The organism is Peptococcus niger (genome assembly GCF_900101835.1).
GTDB lineage: Bacteria > Bacillota > Peptococcia > Peptococcales > Peptococcaceae > Peptococcus > Peptococcus niger.
The window spans coordinates 57,014-74,374 of sequence record NZ_FNAF01000001.1 but is presented as its reverse complement, the minus strand read 5'-3'; the positions used below and the strand labels follow the sequence as shown (position 1 = coordinate 74,374).

At 49.0% G+C, this 17,361-nt stretch carries 19 protein-coding genes; all 19 read right to left on the bottom strand.

Annotation, left to right across the window (positions count from 1 at the left end; translation table 11 throughout):
* Window positions 1-6: 6 nt before the first annotated feature.
* Window positions 7-1,416, bottom strand: coding sequence for a BppU family phage baseplate upper protein (locus tag BLQ16_RS00435; RefSeq protein ID WP_091790789.1), 1,410 nt, complete (start codon window positions 1,414-1,416; stop codon window positions 7-9).
* Window positions 1,416-2,669 carry a phage tail spike protein gene (locus BLQ16_RS00430; protein WP_091790788.1) on the bottom strand — a complete coding sequence of 418 codons (1,254 nt, stop codon included), beginning with the start codon at window positions 2,667-2,669 and terminating at the stop codon, window positions 1,416-1,418. Before BLQ16_RS00430 ends, BLQ16_RS00435 begins: the two co-directional genes overlap by 1 nt.
* Window positions 2,666-3,412, bottom strand: a complete 747-nt coding sequence (locus BLQ16_RS00425; protein WP_091790787.1) for a phage tail family protein — start codon at window positions 3,410-3,412, stop codon at window positions 2,666-2,668. Before BLQ16_RS00425 ends, BLQ16_RS00430 begins: the two co-directional genes overlap by 4 nt.
* Window positions 3,409-7,734, bottom strand: a complete 4,326-nt coding sequence (locus BLQ16_RS00420; protein WP_091790786.1) for a phage tail tape measure protein — start codon at window positions 7,732-7,734, stop codon at window positions 3,409-3,411. Before BLQ16_RS00420 ends, BLQ16_RS00425 begins: the two co-directional genes overlap by 4 nt.
* Window positions 7,735-7,754: 20 nt before the next feature.
* Entirely contained in the window at window positions 7,755-8,354 is a 600-nt protein-coding gene (locus BLQ16_RS00415) for a Gp15 family bacteriophage protein (protein WP_091790785.1), read from the bottom strand.
* A gap of 2 nt (window positions 8,355-8,356) precedes the next feature.
* The gene (locus BLQ16_RS00410; RefSeq protein ID WP_091790784.1) at window positions 8,357-8,713 is read right to left on the bottom strand and encodes a hypothetical protein; all 357 of its coding nucleotides are present in this window, start codon (window positions 8,711-8,713) and stop codon (window positions 8,357-8,359) included.
* A 17-nt stretch (window positions 8,714-8,730) separates the two neighbouring features.
* A complete protein-coding gene (locus tag BLQ16_RS00405; protein ID WP_091790783.1) occupies window positions 8,731-9,192 on the bottom strand; it encodes a phage tail tube protein in 462 nt (153 codons plus the stop codon).
* Window positions 9,193-9,198: 6 nt separating this feature from the next.
* Window positions 9,199-9,567: a hypothetical protein gene (locus BLQ16_RS00400; RefSeq protein WP_159427910.1), complete on the bottom strand. Its 369-nt coding sequence runs from the start codon at window positions 9,565-9,567 to the stop codon at window positions 9,199-9,201.
* On the bottom strand, window positions 9,564-9,902 hold the full coding sequence (locus BLQ16_RS00395) for a minor capsid protein (RefSeq protein ID WP_091790781.1): 339 nt from the start codon (window positions 9,900-9,902) through the stop codon (window positions 9,564-9,566). The genes BLQ16_RS00400 and BLQ16_RS00395 overlap by 4 nt, the downstream gene beginning before the upstream one ends.
* On the bottom strand, window positions 9,899-10,219 hold the full coding sequence (locus BLQ16_RS00390) for a putative minor capsid protein (RefSeq protein ID WP_091790780.1): 321 nt from the start codon (window positions 10,217-10,219) through the stop codon (window positions 9,899-9,901). The genes BLQ16_RS00395 and BLQ16_RS00390 overlap by 4 nt, the downstream gene beginning before the upstream one ends.
* Window positions 10,216-10,581, bottom strand: a complete 366-nt coding sequence (locus BLQ16_RS00385; RefSeq protein WP_091790779.1) for a head-tail connector protein — start codon at window positions 10,579-10,581, stop codon at window positions 10,216-10,218. The genes BLQ16_RS00390 and BLQ16_RS00385 overlap by 4 nt, the downstream gene beginning before the upstream one ends.
* Window positions 10,578-10,757, bottom strand: a complete 180-nt coding sequence (locus BLQ16_RS00380; protein ID WP_091790778.1) for a hypothetical protein — start codon at window positions 10,755-10,757, stop codon at window positions 10,578-10,580. Before BLQ16_RS00380 ends, BLQ16_RS00385 begins: the two co-directional genes overlap by 4 nt.
* Window positions 10,758-10,766: 9 nt before the next feature.
* A complete protein-coding gene (locus BLQ16_RS00375) occupies window positions 10,767-11,639 on the bottom strand; it encodes a hypothetical protein (RefSeq protein ID WP_091790777.1) in 873 nt (290 codons plus the stop codon).
* 11 nt (window positions 11,640-11,650) lie between these two features.
* Window positions 11,651-12,214, bottom strand: coding sequence for a hypothetical protein (locus BLQ16_RS00370; RefSeq protein ID WP_091790776.1), 564 nt, complete (start codon window positions 12,212-12,214; stop codon window positions 11,651-11,653).
* A 177-nt stretch (window positions 12,215-12,391) separates the two neighbouring features.
* A complete protein-coding gene (locus BLQ16_RS00365) occupies window positions 12,392-12,598 on the bottom strand; it encodes a hypothetical protein (RefSeq protein WP_091790775.1) in 207 nt (68 codons plus the stop codon).
* Window positions 12,599-12,600: 2 nt separating this feature from the next.
* The gene (locus BLQ16_RS00360) at window positions 12,601-14,217 is read right to left on the bottom strand and encodes a phage minor capsid protein (protein WP_091790774.1); all 1,617 of its coding nucleotides are present in this window, start codon (window positions 14,215-14,217) and stop codon (window positions 12,601-12,603) included.
* Window positions 14,217-15,545, bottom strand: coding sequence for a phage portal protein (locus BLQ16_RS00355; RefSeq protein WP_091790773.1), 1,329 nt, complete (start codon window positions 15,543-15,545; stop codon window positions 14,217-14,219). The genes BLQ16_RS00360 and BLQ16_RS00355 overlap by 1 nt, the downstream gene beginning before the upstream one ends.
* Complete coding sequence (locus BLQ16_RS00350; protein WP_341443762.1) at window positions 15,546-16,889, bottom strand: PBSX family phage terminase large subunit; 1,344 nt, start codon at window positions 16,887-16,889, stop codon at window positions 15,546-15,548.
* A complete protein-coding gene (locus BLQ16_RS00345; protein ID WP_091790771.1) occupies window positions 16,882-17,319 on the bottom strand; it encodes a terminase small subunit in 438 nt (145 codons plus the stop codon). Before BLQ16_RS00345 ends, BLQ16_RS00350 begins: the two co-directional genes overlap by 8 nt.
* Window positions 17,320-17,361 lie beyond the last annotated feature (42 nt).

Here is a 17,361-nt window from a genome sequence, read left to right as displayed (position 1 = left end):
CCTTTATTATTTTTTCGGATATAGTAATACTACCAATCCTTCCAGAGTATATTGACTATGAAGTTGTGGGAATTTTGCTTTGTCATTTCCATCGGGATCAAGTCGCGTTCTATAATACCAAGCACCTGTCATCTCAGTATCAGTTTTTATTGGAAGGTTGATATCTTTAAAGTTTTTAGCATCGAACACAATTTCCAACTTATTATTAAACGAAATCCCAGCCAATTCCACTTCACTCAAACGCCCTTTTACCCGTCCTTCAATATTTGTTTCTTCTTTGTCCAGCACTCTACTACCAATGCTGCTATACCGCAACCTAGATGACGCATAGGGGCCGTCTCTTCCGATAAGATAATCTAAATACAAGCTAGTGAGGGATATTTTAGCCGTTCGATCTCTTTCTGTGCGCCCCTGGGTAGATGTTAAAATAGTTTTTCCGTCCGCTTTTATTTTCATAGATAATTCATCTGGAAAGTAGTAGTTTGTATATCGATGATCTAGTCCCCAACGACTGTCTTCCGGTCTGTTGGTGTAAGTGTTTTTATCAACCCGAAGATCTGCCTGAATGTAATGATAACCGGATAGTAGAACGCCTAACAATACTCCGGAACCCTCGATAACTAATATCTTATGATTGTTACGCGTATAAGTGCTCGTATTGAGATAGGACCCCAGTAGCGTTTTTCCATCGCGTAATATATTTTCTAACGAAACCGTACTAGGGTTGGTAGAGATAATTTCTTCATCAATCGTATATAAGTTTTTAAACACGTCGTATACCGAAGCAGTTTTAGCTAATTGATCTATTTTACCCGCATTAAAAGCAATCTCAGCGTTCTGCCTTGTCAGCGCCTCAATTTGCGACTGTTTAACGACATTGTTCTCAAGCCAGGTCTTAAGATCCCCGTATTCTTTTATAATCTCATTTAATGTGGATTCAATAACAGCAACCCGACGCTCGTGAACCATAACGTCGATAACCATTTTGTCGAATGCTCTTAAGCTGTTTTCCGGTACTTCCATGCTACCATTAATAACAGACCGCGCCACATTAACTGTAAAATTAGCCGTCAAGTTAATATGATTTGTGCCATTGACGGCATCAACAATCTTCACAGCACAAATAACGACGCCCTCTTTGGCCATCATCTCACGCGGATAATATACCTCATAGATTCCTCGGTTGCTATTTACTTTATTCATCGGCACTACACCGGATTCACCGGTTTCTACATGCCTAAATCCGAAATATAAGTTAGCCGTTTGTGGCTCTACGACACCACCATTGGTAAGTTGAACTCGTAAATTTCGGCTGTTGTATTCGCCCGTGTTGGCATTGAGTGGCGACTGCCAATCCACTTTATCGTTGGCCGTATCTAAAATAATGTCCACACGTCTGTAGTTATCTAAAGCCATCACGTTCCTCCTTGCTCTTGTTTTTCCCAAGTTAATGTGCCGTTTTTTATCACAGGAAATATATAGTAATTTTTTTCAGTAGCACTATCCTTTACTTTTGAGCTAACGCTATCCTCTGCTAATCTAGCTGTCACCCCAGAAAGCGTTCCTACACGATTACCCAATTGATCAACAGAAACCTGCAAGGTTTCACGCAAGGTTGGACGGGGGTCACCCAGTTCAATGCTTTTTACTTCTTCTTTAAGGGTATCATAGGTCAGCGCTGTCACTTTTGCTTTTAGATCAATATCCAAGTGCGGAATTAACACACGAACCGTATCACAAAGGGCTAAAATTTGACTTTTTGCATCAATGCCATTAAAAGTTCGGCTGATATCTGCACCGCTTACGGTGGCGTGAATGCTTGGCTGACCAACGTTATTGTCGCTAATGTAACGCTTCGTCCGCTTGCGCAAGGCGTCTACGGATTTGATTTCATCACTGCTAAAGTCCACCACTTTTATCTGTCGTCGCTGCCCCTCTTTATACAAGGGGCTGTCGATGTAGTATTCCGGTAGAGTAATGATGGCGTCATCTTCTCCCCCGCTATACGGATAAATGCTGGTGGCAAAATTGCTCATGTCCAGCTCAATTTCAGCATCAATGAGGTTTACGCCATATATAAATGCCACGCCTCGGTCACGTCCTCTAGCTGTCATCAATCGTATGGTGGTGTCCTTAAATAAATATTCCCCGTGATATTTATCCAGTATGCTGCCACGCACGCCGCCTAGAGCTTCACGAGCATTATGCACTTCGCTAATGCGCCAGTGAAAAGTTCGATCGCCGCTTATGCTTGAACGAAGCGAAAACGGAAGGTATTCGATTCCTACGCAAATATCTTCTAACTTTCTCATGGCGTCTGCTGCACCGGTGGTAGTGAAGCTGGTATCCGGCTTTAGAGGGTAGTTTAAAAGGTCATAGCTGATGTGTTCTGCATAAATATCTAAATTTCCTGACGCGATGTTGCGCTTTATCTGCGCAATACGAAACGGCTGGCGTTTTGTTTGCATATCTGAGCGAGCGACAATAATTCGCTCCGGCGTGATGTCTTTCACGGCCCTGCCGGACAAAGGATAGGCCATCTCTAATGTGAATGTGTCGTTGCGTTTTTCCGTCACCAGGCATGAAGTCGTCTCCGGCAAAAAACCAATAAAGTGATTTGCCCTTTCATCGTCATAAAAGTAATCTTCCGTCTGCAATTCAGGGATCATCCAAGCGTCCTCCAATTCGGCTTTACAAACACTTGTGTTCCTTGCGATGCTCGTAAGCTTATTTCAACACGGCTATACGGCGGAAAACACGGCCTGTCGCCAACTATCCTATCTAAAGTCCCAGTCAGGATGTTGTTTTCTGTGTCAAAAATAATTTCACCTTTTGCGCCTTCCATATAAATGCCATCGCCCCCACGAATGGAAATCGTAACAGAGTCCGTTTTATCTTGTGGAATGACGATTTTCCAGGTGGGGTGCGAAACCATGTTATAGCGGTTGTGTAAAGTGAGGCCCGGTTCAGCCGGCACATCAAACCAACGGTCACCGGCTGCCATATATTTCCCAGGCTGGCAGCGAAAAGTCAGTTCAACTGCACCAAATTGGCGCAAGCTCTCTACAATATTAACGCCCTGCACATGAATAGCTTGCCAAAAATACCCCGGTTCGCCGGACCACAACAGCTTGTGGTAGCCCGGTTTGCCGGATAACCAAGTTGCAATGGCAACAGCCGCTTGATCCAGCCTTTGTCCCTTTGCTAGGACCAAGTGACAACGGAAAGAGCGCTCAACCGATTTGTATCGCCTATTGTCTACCGCCAGATCACCATCACGGCCGGGGATTTCAATAAATTCCATGTCATATTCGGGAATCTGCAAAGACATATCGTTTAGAATCCGCAGGCCGAACTCTCGAGAAGAGCGACCATTATAGAAAAAATAAGCATCATCTTTTCTCGGCATCATCGCCTTCCCAGCCCCCTTTCACGCTGGCGTTGCAGCCAAGCCATTTCTTCATCAAGTTTTGCGATGCTCTTGGCAGTCTCGCTGGTGTTGATGTTCTCAACGGTGACCTTGCTGGTATAGTGTCGACTTTTATCCACGCTGCCAGCGTAACCGCCTGCTAAGGCTGGATGAGCCGTGGGCATGGATAAATTTTTAATGCCAGATACGGCTTGGGACGCCATTCGTTCTGCAGCCTCTTTCACTGTCCCGCTTCCGCGTAACATCCCCTCAGCCATACCGGCCGGCAGCCATTTACCGACTTCATCCCGCATAACTTTAGAGGGTGATGCAATGCCCAGTTCGCCTTTTGCAGCACCAATGGCCGCCAAGACCGAAGACACCATTGCTGATACTAGGCTACTTTTACCATCTTTGACACCGCGTACCATACCTTGCATCATTTGTTGACCAATCGTTTTAAATTCCGGCTCTTTTGCTCCTGCTTCCACAAGAGATGCGTCAAGCGCTTGCACAACAGGCGGTTTTAACTGCTGAATGCCTAAGCGTTTCATGGCTCCGGCCACGTCATCAACTGTTTTTGTCATAATCGGCGTGCGTGTGCGAATGCCCTCAATAACTTTATTAACAAAATCCGCACCTAAATCAATGCCTTGAACTGAAATTTGACCAAGTTTTTTGAGCGCCTCTTGCTGTGTTGTATCTAATGCCTTGACATACTCTTGTACATGTCCATCCATCTCTTCTTGCGCCTTCTGCTGGGCTGCCCTTAAGTCAGCCTCCATTTTGCTACGTGCTCCGGAGGTATCGATATAAGACTGCACTTTAGCCAAACTTTGCTTCTTTACCCATTCGGCTTGATATTCTGCCCAAGCGTCTTCTGTCATAGAAGCTAAAGCTTTAATCTCTCCGGCTGCTTTAGGGCCTGCTTGCTGCAGCTCTTTTAAAAGTCCTTCTTCAATGCCACGCCCGGTAATCGCAGCCATATCTTCTTGCCAGTCTTCAAAGGCCATATTCTGGGCTTTCAAATTTTTCAGTAATTCAGTACCGGTCACTTCAGCACGCTTTGGGACTTCATCAAAGGTCTTTACCCAGCCGGCCAATCTATCTGCACGTGTTTGAAATTCTTTTTCATAAGTGTCGGTAATGCGCTGCTCTTCTTTGGCAAGGTTCTCACGCGTTTTTGCAACGGCATCATGAAATTTTTGTTGGGCAGCAATGGTTTGCTTGCCGATTTCTTCGGTAATTTTTTGTACACTGCCGCCAATCCGCCCCACTTCAGCAGCTAAGCGGTTATTATTTTGTACCTGCTGAGCCAATACGCGATCGGTAATGCGGGCTGTGGTTTTGGCGATATCTTCCGCCGTTTCCTTTTCCACAGATGCCATGCCTGTAGCCATCGACCGGCCAACGTTGGCACCCATTTCTACGCCCACTTTAGATGGGCCGGATATGCCCAAGGCCTTACGGGTAGCGCCAATCATAGCGCCGGCCATATTCCCGCCGGCCTTGGCCACTTTTTTCTTTTGACCATCAATACCGATAACAAAGCCTTCACCGGTCCAACGACCGATATCCATAAAGACACGAGAAGGTGAGTGGCTTTTTAATGCCGATTTGGCTGCATTAACAGCCCCTTCAACAACACTTCGTGCCGCTGACGCTACAGCGTGTGCCATATTCATGATTCCATTAATTAAACCCTGAATCATAGCACGTCCAATGCCAGCAAAATGTCCAACAAAACTTCTTGCTGCTGAAACCGCATTACTGACAGCTGACCGCACCTTGGCCGCCACTTGGCTGGCTCGGGAGGCAATCCCGGAAATCAGCTGACCAATCAATTGCACACCGGCGGATAGCATTCGCCCTAAAAAGCCTAAAATAGCCCCCAGGGCAGCGCCAATAAGTGACCCTGCTGCACCAACCAAGGCCCCCAGAAGGGACAGCACCCCGCTGATCAAGGCAGTGATGAGCTGGACGCCTGCCGCTAATAATTGCGGTGCATTCGAAATAATGGCTTGCAAAAGTGCCATTACCAGTTGAATGGCTGCCGCAATAATTAATGGCAAGGCCTGCGTAAGGCCGTCAATCAATGCTGTTAAAAGCTGCACCCCTGCTTCAATCAATTGCGGTGCTGCACCAATCAGTGCTGTCAGCAAGGTTGTAACCACTTCTACTGCTAAGGGGATGAGCATTGGCAAGGCCGTGGTAATGCCATTTACCAGCGCTTCAATAATAGCGACAGCTCCACCGATAAGCGCTGGTGCTGCGGTCGTTAAGCCTTGGATTAAACCGGTAATAAGCGTTGTCGCCGCCGTAATTAAAGCCGGCGCTGCAGTGACAAAACCCTGTACCAAGCCTGTGATAATCGTTACTGCCGTACTTGCCAATTGGGGCGCTGCGGCTGTAATGCCTTGTGCCAACCCCATTAAAATGGTTGCAGCTGCGCCAAGCATCGCCGGTGCAGCAGTTGATAAAGCCGTTGTCAACTGCGTAATTAGATTCGTTGCCGTCGCGGCAATCTGTGGCCCGGCCGTGCTAATGGCTTCACCTAGGCTTGCAACCAGCTGACTACCTGCGGTGATAAGTGTGCCACGCAAGTTACCTAGAGCAGGTATCAGCTGCTGGAAACTCTGTACAACCCCATTTACCAACGCATCGGCGTTAATGGTATCCGGAGACATGATGCCTGCAAACAAGGCTTTTAAGGCAGCGCCAAATGCACTAGCGCTTTGTAAAGCAGCTTGGAACGCAGGTGCAACCGGACCGAAGATATCTGCCATTTTCTCTTTTAGCGCTGTAACAGCAGTACCTAAACCGCCAAATATAGAACTTAATTGCTGCGCCGCACTTCCTAAAACAGGAAAGTGAGCCCCGGCAGCCGCTAAAACAGCCGACAAATTTTGCCAATGGGCATGTAAAAATGCCACACCTTTTGCCAAGGCGGCAATAGCAATCAAGGCAATTCCTGCAGGCGATGCAATAAAACCAAGCATGGCTCGGCCGACGCCCATCAATACACCACGCAGGATAACCATTGCCTGGGCATTGGTCATCGTCGTTATTCCCAACAAGCGCAAGCTGGTAACCAAGGCCGGTACAGACCCAACCAAGGCCATGACTGCTGTTCCTGCAGCTAAAAGTGGTGCCGGCAAATGGCTGAGCGCAGCCACAAACAGCTGCAAAATCTTAATGCCCGCCATAATGGCCGGCCGCAAGCTGTCAAACATGGCAATGCCTAAAGCCGTTACCTTATTTTTTAAAATATCCAGCTGAGACTGTACCGTTAAAAGGCGTTTGCCATATTCTTCCTGCAAAGCTTGATTTTCTTCCCAAGCCTTTTTAGATATATCAAGCGCTTTGGTCACTTCGTCAGATGCACCGGCCAAACGCATGAGCGTGTCCACTTCTTGCATGGAATTTAAGCCCAAATCTTTTAACGTACTGGCAACATCGCCGCCACTTTTTTTAACCTTGTCCAGTCCTTTTACAAAAGCAGCAATGGCCTGCGACGGTCGTTCTTTCCATGCAGCGGAGAACTCTTCTGCACTCATACCGGCCACCTGTGCAAAGCCTTTTACCTTATCACTGCCGGATAAAACCGCCGTGTTAATCTTTTGCATCGTCCGAGACATGGCCGAGCCGCCAGCTTCTGCGTTGATGCCAACAGAACTCATTGCCGCCGATAAACCGACAATCTCCGCTTCCGTTAAGCCGACCTGCTTCCCGGTACCGGCAAGGCGTAAGCTCATATCGACGATTTCAGATTCCGTCGTCGCCATATTATTGCCTAGCGCCACAATAGATGAGCCAAGACGGCTGTAATTTTCTTCGCTCATTCCGGTAATATTGGCCAGTCTGGCCAGAGATACAGCCGCCTGGTCGCTGGACATGTTGGTAGACTCACCCAGCATGACCATGGTCTTGGTAAAGTCAAGAATATGAGGGGTTGAGATGCCAAGTTGACCAGCTGCCTCTGCCACCTGAGCAATTTCCGTTGCGCTCTGAGGCATTTCCTTACTCATGTTGATAATGCCCGTGCGCAGCTTCGCCAATTCGCTGTCTGTCGCGTCAACGGTTTTGGCCACGCCGGCAAAGGCGCTGTCAAATTCAATGCCGGCTTTCAAACTGTAGGCGCCAAAGGCTGTTGCCGCCGCGCCCATCACCGTCAACCCGGTAGCCGCTGCGTTGGCCAAGCCTTGGCTCATATTGCTGCCAGTCTGCTTAATGTTTTGCAGCTGGTTTTTAATATCCGCCACACCTTGCTTGACGCCGTCCGAGTTTAGCACCGAATCAATAACCACTCGTCCGTCAGATGCCATATGTATGCCTCCCTTCTCAGTTATTTTGCTTGATCGCGCAAATCATAAAGGGCCGCAACCGTTGCCGCTTCCCGTGCCTTTTTATGAGATGGCAATTCGTAATGCCTCTTTAATTTAATGATGCGCTTGCGTTCTTCAGCGTATTCGCTGCCCTTTGGAACTTGACAGGTTCGATAATGAATAGCCTTCATAATTGGCGTATCGTCAGATAAACCGTTAAACAAGACCATAAAATGAGCCCAGGACAAATTCCCCTGGGCTTTAATCAAGTCTAATCCGTAGTCCTTCATAAACGATGCATAAATGCGCTCCGCATCGTAAGTGAAATCAACAATCTCTTCTGCTTCCTCATCGCTAACCACATCGCCATTTATAGCTTGATAGGCCAGGGCAATCACCGCTGCAATATCCGTCAAATCAAACCGTTGCTCATATTTGGCATGTTCAGGCACCAGTAGGTAATAGGTTAAAACAAGGCGGTCAATGGCGCCAAAATAAGGGTCCTGCGCTGCTTCCATGCAACGCAGGACCGTATCAAATGATGTATCCACGGTAATGGTTAAATCTTGATAAGCAACAGATACAGCCACACCTGTCTGTCGCTCTGTCAGCTTAAACATTCCTATTTCCCAAGGTACTTATTAAACCTGGCAGACGCTGTATCGCCAATGTGCGCGGTCAATTCATCAACCACCTGGGCCAATACGTCTAAGGCCACATAGGCCGACCGGCCACAGGTGTCATAAAGGTTTTTACCGGAGCCCTCACCAAAAAATACATCAAAGGCTTGGATAATCATGTCTCGACTGTCTTCTACAACCGCCGCGTCCTGGCGTTCAGCCAACAATTGGCCATCGGCTGTCAAGTTTTCAAGAAAGGTCAGGTATTTTTTAATCTGTTCGTCGGCTAAGTCAATGGTATAGGTTGTTCCGGCGATATCAAATTCCAGGGTGCTTTTCTTTAATTCAATCGTTTTCATGCTTCAGACTCCTCACTTCATACGCCAACCGCTTTGCCCGGTGTGATCGTCGGTTTACCGGCAAATTTTAGAGTAAATCCGCATTCCCCGCGTTTGTTTGCTTCACCGGACGGCTCTTTAATATCCGTCACGGTTCCGGGTCCGGTAAGCTTGGTTCCGTCCGGATAGGTCACCCGAATGGCCACATCACGTTCCGGACCAATGGTGTGGGCCAACGTATTGAAAATATAGTTTTGTGCCGGGTCGTTATAGTCCCGGTCGCACTCAAACTCAAAACTTTTCTGTTGCCCAGTGACAGCCGATTCAGCGTTTCCACCGCCATCGTAGTAGTAGAACTCATCGGTTTCTTCGTTGTTGTCAATTTCCATGTCTTTTACGCCACTGCCAAGTTTTAACCAATCAGAAGCAGAATCGGTAGCGTCCACTTTTTTATTGATGTCAAAGCCAAAATTATGTTGGAGTAAAAAGTTTTTTGCCATTTATTATCATCCTTTCAAAAATTCTGCGTAAAACATAGCGCTATACACCACTTCATGGTCTGTTCGGTAGGCAAAGTGAGGCTCCGTATAGACCTCTATCACTGAGTTTTCGGCCAAGCTTTTACCCTCTAAGTAATCGGCAATGCGCTCGCAGGCAGCAAAGGCTTCTGCTTGCTGGGGGCTTTTGCACTGAACATCAAAAGCCAGACTGGCCATCCGACTCCCATCTGCATACCTGCTTCCCGGTGCCCGGGGCAGGGGTATAATCCCGATCGACCGCTCGCCCAGGTCTGTTCCACCCAGCCGCAAGGGAGCAAATAGGTTTAAGCTGGTCAGGCTTTTGTTCAGCAACTGATAAAAGGCTACTGATGTCATAAGCCAAGCACCCGCCGAATGACCTGGACCCATTCAGGCAACCGTTCAGCCTTAGCCCGCTCAAACCAGTGGTTGCCGCGTTCAGGAGCTCCTGCAAAACGAGCCGGTTCATAATACCAGCGTTTAGCATACGGCGTTTGCCATACAATACGGCCGGGGCTTGAATGGGCGTGGACGGAATCTTTTAAGGCGCCCATATCCAAGGGCACCTTGGGATCACAATCCTTCTTTATCTGCTCGTCTAAGACCTGCTGGGCTGCTCCGGTTAAACTGAGCTTCTCAAGAATATCCTTGCCAATGTTGTCATCATCAATGATTACATTGAACCTGATCATATCAGTTGCACCTCCACATGATGCACATCAGCAGTGGCCCCGTACATATAGGCCACAGACTGGACGGTCATTTCCAATCCGTTAAAAATGACCTTGTCTTTTTCCTGCCACTTAGCCGCATCCGGCGGCGCAAATAACAGGGCCCTGTACGACAGGTAAGCCATGTTAACGCCACGATCACTGCCTCGAACCTGGACGGCCGGTTCAACGCGGACGCCCCGTATCTCCTGAGCCGGCCCCCATGCGTCTCCCATGAAATCATCAGACCGGTATGGCCGGCGCACCACGTTGTGGATGAAAAGCCCCTGTCTAATCATATTGCCCCCCTGTATAGCAAGCCGGTATCGCCCAAGCGTAGCTTAATAATTCGCCTTGCTTTTGCCTGGAGCTGCTCAGGCGTTTGCGCCACTACCTGGCGATAACTTACCGAATAGTTGCCGATGGTTTCAGATGCCAGCTTCGGCGCTGCTTCTGCCTCATCAGCTGCCTGCTTACGCATGGTGATAAGCTCGCAAAGGGTTTCTAAAACCCTGTCGTAGTAAGCTTCATCGCTGGCGGGTAACCGGTGGAAACAGGCTGAAGATAAGTCGGCCAGGGCTTCTCGTTTAAAACGTACAAATTCTTCATTGGTCAAACCGACATCAGGGTACCGCTCTTTGTACGCTTCATAAGTAATCATTTTTCCGCTTCTTTCTTAGCAACCGCCTTTACCTTTTCTGCAACAACTTCATGGGCAAAGCCTGCTCTAATAATTTCTCCGGCCCGGTCTTTATCCGTGTAATCTAAAAGCGTACCAGCTTTCACCGGTACGCCTCGCTCAAAATCTTCAAAATCTGTAGTGATATAAATCAGCATAGGCCCTCCTTATACGCCGATGGCGCTAATGGTCCCTTTGATGACACCGTTTAAGTTTTCCGCAAAAAGTACAATGCCGTACATGGCAATGGTTTCACAGGTCAACCGCTGCTTATTCACATCATGGGTAACCCCGATCAAACCGGTACTATCTGTGGTTAAATCGAAAGTAGACGACAAAGCACCGGCCATCGTGGCATAGGCCAGTACCAAGTTTTGCGCCGCGGTAGCGTAAAGCGTGCCTTTGGGGATAAGCGGGTGGGCAAAAACAACTTTGAAGTTCAAGAAGTTTTCCATATAGGACATGCCAAAAGCCGTCTGGGTGCTGATTTGCGCCGTTCCCAGGTAATCGGCAATGTCATCTGTGGAAACGAAGCCAATGACAGTTACATCATCTTCTTCAAAGGCCTTGGTAACCCCGCCCCAGGCTTGAGCCATCGTTGCCTGCAAGCCCTTCCCGGTCACTCCTCCGGTACCACTCTTCAGTTGGCCTAAAAGTTTATCCCGCACACCTTTTTGAATTTCGCGGACAAACTTAGCGTCTGTCTGCTGAACGGCTTCATCAAAGCCAACGTCTTGGATGAGCTCCGCCGGCACAGCTTTACGGCGCTTATCCCACGCCAATTCATAACTTTTATCCGGTTTTTTATCAACTTTAGACAAGGGAATAATTTCGCCCGGTGCGACTTCCCCGCCGGCCAAGGTTACCGTGCTTTTGTAGGTTTTAATCACAGAGCCTGCCGTCATGGGCAATTTTCTCTCTAAACCCAAGAGTTCCGTCAAACTGTTCAGCTTTAAGCCGAATTGCTCAACAAAATCAATGTTTAAAACCTGCTCTGCTGTAAAATCACTGCGGCTTTGTAAATTTGTTTCTGCTGGCATAATATCTCTCCTTAATCATTTGTGTACAAAGCAATATTATCTGCGATAGCCCGCCGTCTTTCTGCGGGATCTTTAATAGCGGCAATTTCAGCCCGGGTCATCTTTGCCTTTTGGGGCTTACTTTTACTCACACTGGCACGGACAGCCGCCATGCCGTCATCTTCTTCCGGCTTGACCGTAAGTACAGGGAAGTCTTCCAGGACCTTGTCAATCCGCTCCTGCACAGTATCTGCTTCAACTGTTTCGGCCAGCTTAATGACATAGCCAATCCGGTCCTCGCTAATGCCTTTTTTAAGGGCATAATTTTCAGCCTGCATGGCCCGCATGTCTTTTTGCAAAGCTGCTAAAGACTCTTTAGTTTCATTGTCTTCGTGGTCTGCTTCTTTACTCTTTTCCCGGGCCAGTCGCTTTTGTACGATGGCATCAACCTCTGCCTGGGTAAAAGTTTTTTCAGCCGGCTTCATATCCGGCTCAGTTGACGACTGTTCCTGATGTTCGATTGCTTGCTCTTCCTGCTTTTGTTCGGTTTCCTGTGTTTCCAGCGTTTCTGTTTGCTTTTCTGTGCTGTCTTGCATGGTTTACCTCCTTGTTAACGTCCTGTAAGACGATGCCGCAAGCAGTTTAACGACATAAGCGTATTGGTCAGCGCGTCACCCTGCGCGGGAGATAGTGGATCACCTCCTAAAAATGAGCATGAAAAAACCACCCTTTGGGTGGTTTGGATATTGTATTTTTTTTGTAAGACAGTCAAATTAATCCAAGATCTCAATGCTCTCAATTTCATAGTCATTAATTTCATAAAGTACACCGCCTTCATTGACGGTAATATTATGATGTTCGTCTTCACCTGGTTCAGGCCATAAGTATTCAGTACAAAACCCTTCGCTGATTATTCCGCTCGTTAATGTAACGCGAACCTGATGCCGTGCAGCCTTTTTCATTTCCTCAATTGTTACCATCTTTAGAGCTCCTCCCTAGGTACAATGTGCGTCCCATTTTTCTTTGAATAATGTATGCTGAATCGTTTGGTCCGGGTAATCTCAATACCGTTTTCAACAACTACACCAACAAATGCATCTGCTTCAATGAACTCCTTATTTGTCCAATCTCCGCCCCCTCTGCTTCTCTTAAGTTCGCCTGTACCTGCGTACTTGTAAACCAACTCCTGGGGATCAACATCTTCAAGCAGATAGCTTGCACCTGAATAGTTATTATGTTCTTTTATGTGCTTCCCTTGCCGGCCTTCATGAATCTTCAAGTTATAGGCTCCGCCCTGGATAGCACGCCTTAAACGGTTATCTTTAATCAGCAGATTTAAGCTATCCTCAGGTGACCCAAGATGATATGCGCTCTCTGCCCGCACCTGCGCCCGCCTGTGGCTCCATACGGCCTTGCTGCTTACACTTCTATTATACCCGCCGGTGGTAATCCGCTCAAGCTTGGGACGCAGCTTGGCTGCTCTTGAAAAGTCTTTATAGGCTTCCCTCTGCCGGCGCAGGCGAATAACGTGTTCAGCGACTTGGGTATCCGGGGCGCCAATGGCTTGGTAGCCGATAATGGTTCGCTTTGTTTTACACATATTTCGTTCCAGCTGACGCTGGCGCTGGCTGGCTTCATAGGCGGTATAGGTTCGGCCCTCGTATTCAAAAGCCGGCGGGTCAATTTCTTCCAGGTCTTTTTTGCTGTAGGTCCGCTCGGAAAAGCCGGGAAAGAAGGGGAAAAAGGAATGCCGGCAGTTCCAACCACACAGGCCGGGGCCACTGCCGTACTGGGTAACCTCTATAAAGTCGGGTAGGCCGGCTTGGTTGCCATCTCCATGCCTGTCTTTTTCTTGCCAGTAATAGACGCCGCCCTGCCAGTCGGCGTGGCTGGGTCGGGCCCCTATATGGGCGGATACTTCCACATAGCAGGCGCCCATCTCGTCCATGTTGCTGGCTGTAATCTCATGGCTAATCTGGGAAAGACCGGTCCGCAGGAGGGTCCGCACGTGACCGTCAATGCTCCGGGTTACACCTGATTCAAAGTCGTAGACTCGGACGCCGCTGGCGGCCATCTCATGGATAATCCGCCGGTTTTGGGTTTGGTAGTCATAGGTCCCTGTTAAAGTGGCAAAGATGCCATCATTAACTCGCTTGCGGTAGTAGTCATCAAGACCGGTAAAGCCATCAGCTGTAATAAAGCCGATGGTGCCGGAAAGGTTTAAGATGCCGTCACGGCGTCGCTTTTGTACGGCGGATAGAATCCGTTGGACTTGACGATTTTCTTCATAGGAAACCAGTTGCTGCCCGGCCATGGCATAAAGCCATTCATCATGCCGGTAGCTTTCTTTGGCACCATCTTCCAGGATGGTATCCACTTCGTCTGCTGTTTTTTGACAAGTGGCGGCTATCCGTCGGTTGAGTGCTTCCAGGTCGGCCTCATAGGGGGCCAAGGTCAGATAACGATAGATGTCTGTTTCTTTAAGCGTTTCCTCGGTGGCCAGCTTTGCGGCAATTGACCGGATAATGTCTTCTTCTAAGTCAAGCAAGAGTGCCTGCAAGTCCTCCGGCCAATAGCCGATGTCTTCCGGGAAAAGCATTATTCTTCCCCATCCCAAATATGGGTATCCGGATTGGCCGGGGGCATCATCGCTTTGGCCTGGTCTTCTGTAACCCCATACCGCCGCATGAGGTATTCTTCAGGCCGAAGAAGGCCGGCTGCCACTTCGGCAATCATGATCCGCTGTTCTTCAGAGCTATCGGTTAGGATGGAATCGTCAAAGTCAAAGCTGATGTCTTCCGGCGGCCTTTCTCCAAGCAGAATGGCCATGCCATAGACGGTTGCTTCCAGCGCCTCTCGGAGGGCCCCCTGCAGGGCGCTCACCGTGGTGTAAAAGCGTTGCTTGGCAATCTTCATCTCGGTGGCCGTCTTGGCCGTATCCGTCACATCACTGATAAGCCCGTAAGACAGGCCGCAGTTGAATTCAATTCGCCTTAGGATTTGGTTTAGCCCCCGGAATAAGGATTCGTCCCGGATGGCAGGGCTAAAGACCTTATAAAAGCCATCTTGGGCGTCCAGACCTAGATCCCGAAAAAGCCGCTCTCCATGGACCGGCATTTTATTGCCCGCCTTAAGGGCGGTAATGTCTGCATCAATGGCCAACTCAGACCCGGTATACTCCCAGAGAATGCGGCTGTATTGTTCATCGGCATCCTGAATAAGGGCAATAGCCCGACAGAAGCAGGACATACCCAAGGGGCTTGTCGGGTCCAGGTTGTTGGCTTGGGGATATTTTAGATAAGCGTACAGCGGCTGGTCTAAGCCCGTTAGGGTTATTTCCTCTGCCATGCCGGACCAGGCCGCTACTAAATCAAGCGCACATGGGTCGCCTAGGCTATTGCGGGTATCAGACCGGTAGGCTTCATTGCGGATGACATACCGCTCCGGACTGCTGTAATCGTGCTCTTCAAGCCGGGTATAAAAAACGCGCCGGCCCTTATCATCCAAGGCATCAGCGCGATCTATAAAAATAACATGGTTAATCTTGCCATCACTGGTGACGCCAAGCGGCACAAAAAGGTCCGGGGCGACACAGTCAACGACCACCTTATTGCTAAGAGCATAGGGTTTAAGCATAACCCCACCAAAGGCACAAGCCTGCTCGGTAATCCCGGGTAAGTCATCCAGCAGACCAGCGTAGTCTCTCGCCAGGTCTGCGCTGGCATCCGCCATTTCACTTTTAAACTCAATGACCGCCGCACGGGCAATCTCTGTCGCAATAGCAGCCGGTAGGCTTAAGTGATGGATTTCAGGCGATGAATAGATATATTCGTCGCGGTACATGGCCTGCCACAGCCTGCTGCTGTTATCGCCCATATCCTCTAAGGCAGGCGCATGGTAGCGCTTGGCTACCTCGTCATAAAGCATTTAATCACTCCTCTCGCCGGCCATCTGTAAAGCCTTGGCATAACGCTCAAAGCTGTATTCAAAAGCGTCTAGGGTATCAATATCGCTGGTGCCGTCATCCAACCTTACGTTTTGCGTTAAGTACTTGCTATCCCACACACAGGTGGTTAAGGCCTCAACCAGGGACCGGCAATTATCGGTATAGTAAAATCGCCCCTGAGCCATAAGCCCTGCTGTCAGCTTAATCCGATCGTTAATGGGCAGCTTGACGCTATTTTTAACAGCGATGGTATGTAGCGTCTTGTCATCCAGGATAGCCTTTTCCGCCCCGCGCTTCAGCACCTGCTCAGCCGACTCAAAGCGAATTTCCTGCGGCAGTCCATAATGGATCTGTACGAAGCGGCAAAAGTCTACTAGGGCCGCCGTAAAGTCCTCCGGCGTCCCATCCGGGCTTACCTGCCTAGATGCCAGAGCATACAAGCGTTTAAAGCCGATGCCGATGCCGGTGGCCACAAAGGCGTGCTTAGACTTATTGCCGCCAACGTCCACACCGATGGTAATTCGCTCCAAGTATTCAGGCATTTCCTCTGCTGCCAATCGCCACCGCTCAGGCTTATCTGCAAAGGACCGATAAATAAGGCCCTCAGCAATCATCCTGCGGCCCAGAATGTCCCGCTGGTACCAAACACTATCCGGGTCATACTGGGCCTTAATCTCGGCAATGCGCCCCGCTGATATGGTCACGTTGTCATCAATGGTAAAGTGCTCGTAATTATAGCCGGTAAGCTCTCCGGCCAGGGCCTTGTCCCGGTACTTGTCTATGTAATCGGTATAAATCGGCGCTTTCGGATGGTCCGGGTTTAAATCCCAGTAAAACTGCCGCCTACTTGCAGCAGCCGTCCGGTTAAAGGCCTCATGGATAAAGCTTTCATGGTGCAAGTTGACCTCTGTCGCTATCCACATGCCGTAAGAGTTACCCCGAATCTTTTTATAGCTGTCTGCCTTGGCGGCTCCGGCAAAGACCACAATCCGCAACTGTCCTCGGGTATCCGGCCCCTTGATCAGCAGGGCCTCATTGTCTTTGTACTTGCCCCAGCGACACTGGCCACGGAAGATGTACTCCAGGCCAAAACCGTTGGCGTCCCCTATGTTGAGCTTGGCGTTAGCCATGGTAGATCCGGATGCCAGGTGGAGCTTGTCTTCTGACCGCTTAAGGGCATGAGCAAAAGCAAAGACATTGTCCACTGTCTTGCCCGCCCGGACCGCCCCTTCAGCGATGTTATAAGTGCTGCCCTTACAAGCCCGGATATAAGCCTTGTGCTTATCGCCAAATTGAAAGGGAATGGTCTTGCGCCGCTTAACCACTATAGATATCCCCCTCAATGTCAGAAAGGTCTTCAACCTCAATGTCGATGCCAGCGGCTTCATACCGTTTTTGCAGCTGTTCTGCCGCCTTGATCCGGTCTTTCGCTGAGATCTGCTTGCGTATCACTCGAGCCTTGGAAAATCCATCTCCCCTACCTTCCACAACCACTACTTCTTCATCCACCTGCCCCCTGACGGCCAGGGAATAAAACTCCAGCACCTCTTCAATATCGGCAATGTTGTCCCGACGGATGCTGCGGATCAAATCCTCAATAGCTTTTTTAATTTCAGCTTTCTTCAACAGTCGTTGACCTTGAGAATAGGCCGTTTTAGGGCTGTACCCTGCCCTAATCGCCGCCTGCGTGGCATTCATATCCTTCGGATACTCTGTGATAAATCGCTTCTGCTTAGGACTAAATTTAGATGTCATCACCTCACCGCCTGTTAGTTTTACGCATCAAAAAAGACACCC

Excerpts from the sequence above, each read along its gene's own strand:
- BLQ16_RS00435 (WP_091790789.1), bottom strand. The coding sequence starts at position 1,416 with ATGGCTTTAGATAACTACAGACGTGTGGACATTATTTTAGATACGGCC.
- BLQ16_RS00430 (WP_091790788.1), bottom strand. The coding sequence starts at position 2,669 with ATGATCCCTGAATTGCAGACGGAAGATTACTTTTATGACGATGAAAGG.
- BLQ16_RS00425 (WP_091790787.1), bottom strand. The coding sequence starts at position 3,412 with ATGATGCCGAGAAAAGATGATGCTTATTTTTTCTATAATGGTCGCTCT.
- BLQ16_RS00420 (WP_091790786.1), bottom strand. The coding sequence starts at position 7,734 with ATGGCATCTGACGGACGAGTGGTTATTGATTCGGTGCTAAACTCGGAC.
- BLQ16_RS00415 (WP_091790785.1), bottom strand. The coding sequence starts at position 8,354 with ATGTTTAAGCTGACAGAGCGACAGACAGGTGTGGCTGTATCTGTTGCT.
- BLQ16_RS00410 (WP_091790784.1), bottom strand. The coding sequence starts at position 8,713 with ATGAAAACGATTGAATTAAAGAAAAGCACCCTGGAATTTGATATCGCC.
- BLQ16_RS00405 (WP_091790783.1), bottom strand. The coding sequence starts at position 9,192 with ATGGCAAAAAACTTTTTACTCCAACATAATTTTGGCTTTGACATCAAT.
- BLQ16_RS00400 (WP_159427910.1), bottom strand. The coding sequence starts at position 9,567 with ATGACATCAGTAGCCTTTTATCAGTTGCTGAACAAAAGCCTGACCAGC.
- BLQ16_RS00395 (WP_091790781.1), bottom strand. The coding sequence starts at position 9,902 with ATGATCAGGTTCAATGTAATCATTGATGATGACAACATTGGCAAGGAT.
- BLQ16_RS00390 (WP_091790780.1), bottom strand. The coding sequence starts at position 10,219 with ATGATTAGACAGGGGCTTTTCATCCACAACGTGGTGCGCCGGCCATAC.
- BLQ16_RS00385 (WP_091790779.1), bottom strand. The coding sequence starts at position 10,581 with ATGATTACTTATGAAGCGTACAAAGAGCGGTACCCTGATGTCGGTTTG.
- BLQ16_RS00380 (WP_091790778.1), bottom strand. The coding sequence starts at position 10,757 with ATGCTGATTTATATCACTACAGATTTTGAAGATTTTGAGCGAGGCGTA.
- BLQ16_RS00375 (WP_091790777.1), bottom strand. The coding sequence starts at position 11,639 with ATGCCAGCAGAAACAAATTTACAAAGCCGCAGTGATTTTACAGCAGAG.
- BLQ16_RS00370 (WP_091790776.1), bottom strand. The coding sequence starts at position 12,214 with ATGCAAGACAGCACAGAAAAGCAAACAGAAACGCTGGAAACACAGGAA.
- BLQ16_RS00365 (WP_091790775.1), bottom strand. The coding sequence starts at position 12,598 with ATGGTAACAATTGAGGAAATGAAAAAGGCTGCACGGCATCAGGTTCGC.
- BLQ16_RS00360 (WP_091790774.1), bottom strand. The coding sequence starts at position 14,217 with ATGCTTTTCCCGGAAGACATCGGCTATTGGCCGGAGGACTTGCAGGCA.
- BLQ16_RS00355 (WP_091790773.1), bottom strand. The coding sequence starts at position 15,545 with ATGCTTTATGACGAGGTAGCCAAGCGCTACCATGCGCCTGCCTTAGAG.
- BLQ16_RS00345 (WP_091790771.1), bottom strand. The coding sequence starts at position 17,319 with ATGACATCTAAATTTAGTCCTAAGCAGAAGCGATTTATCACAGAGTAT.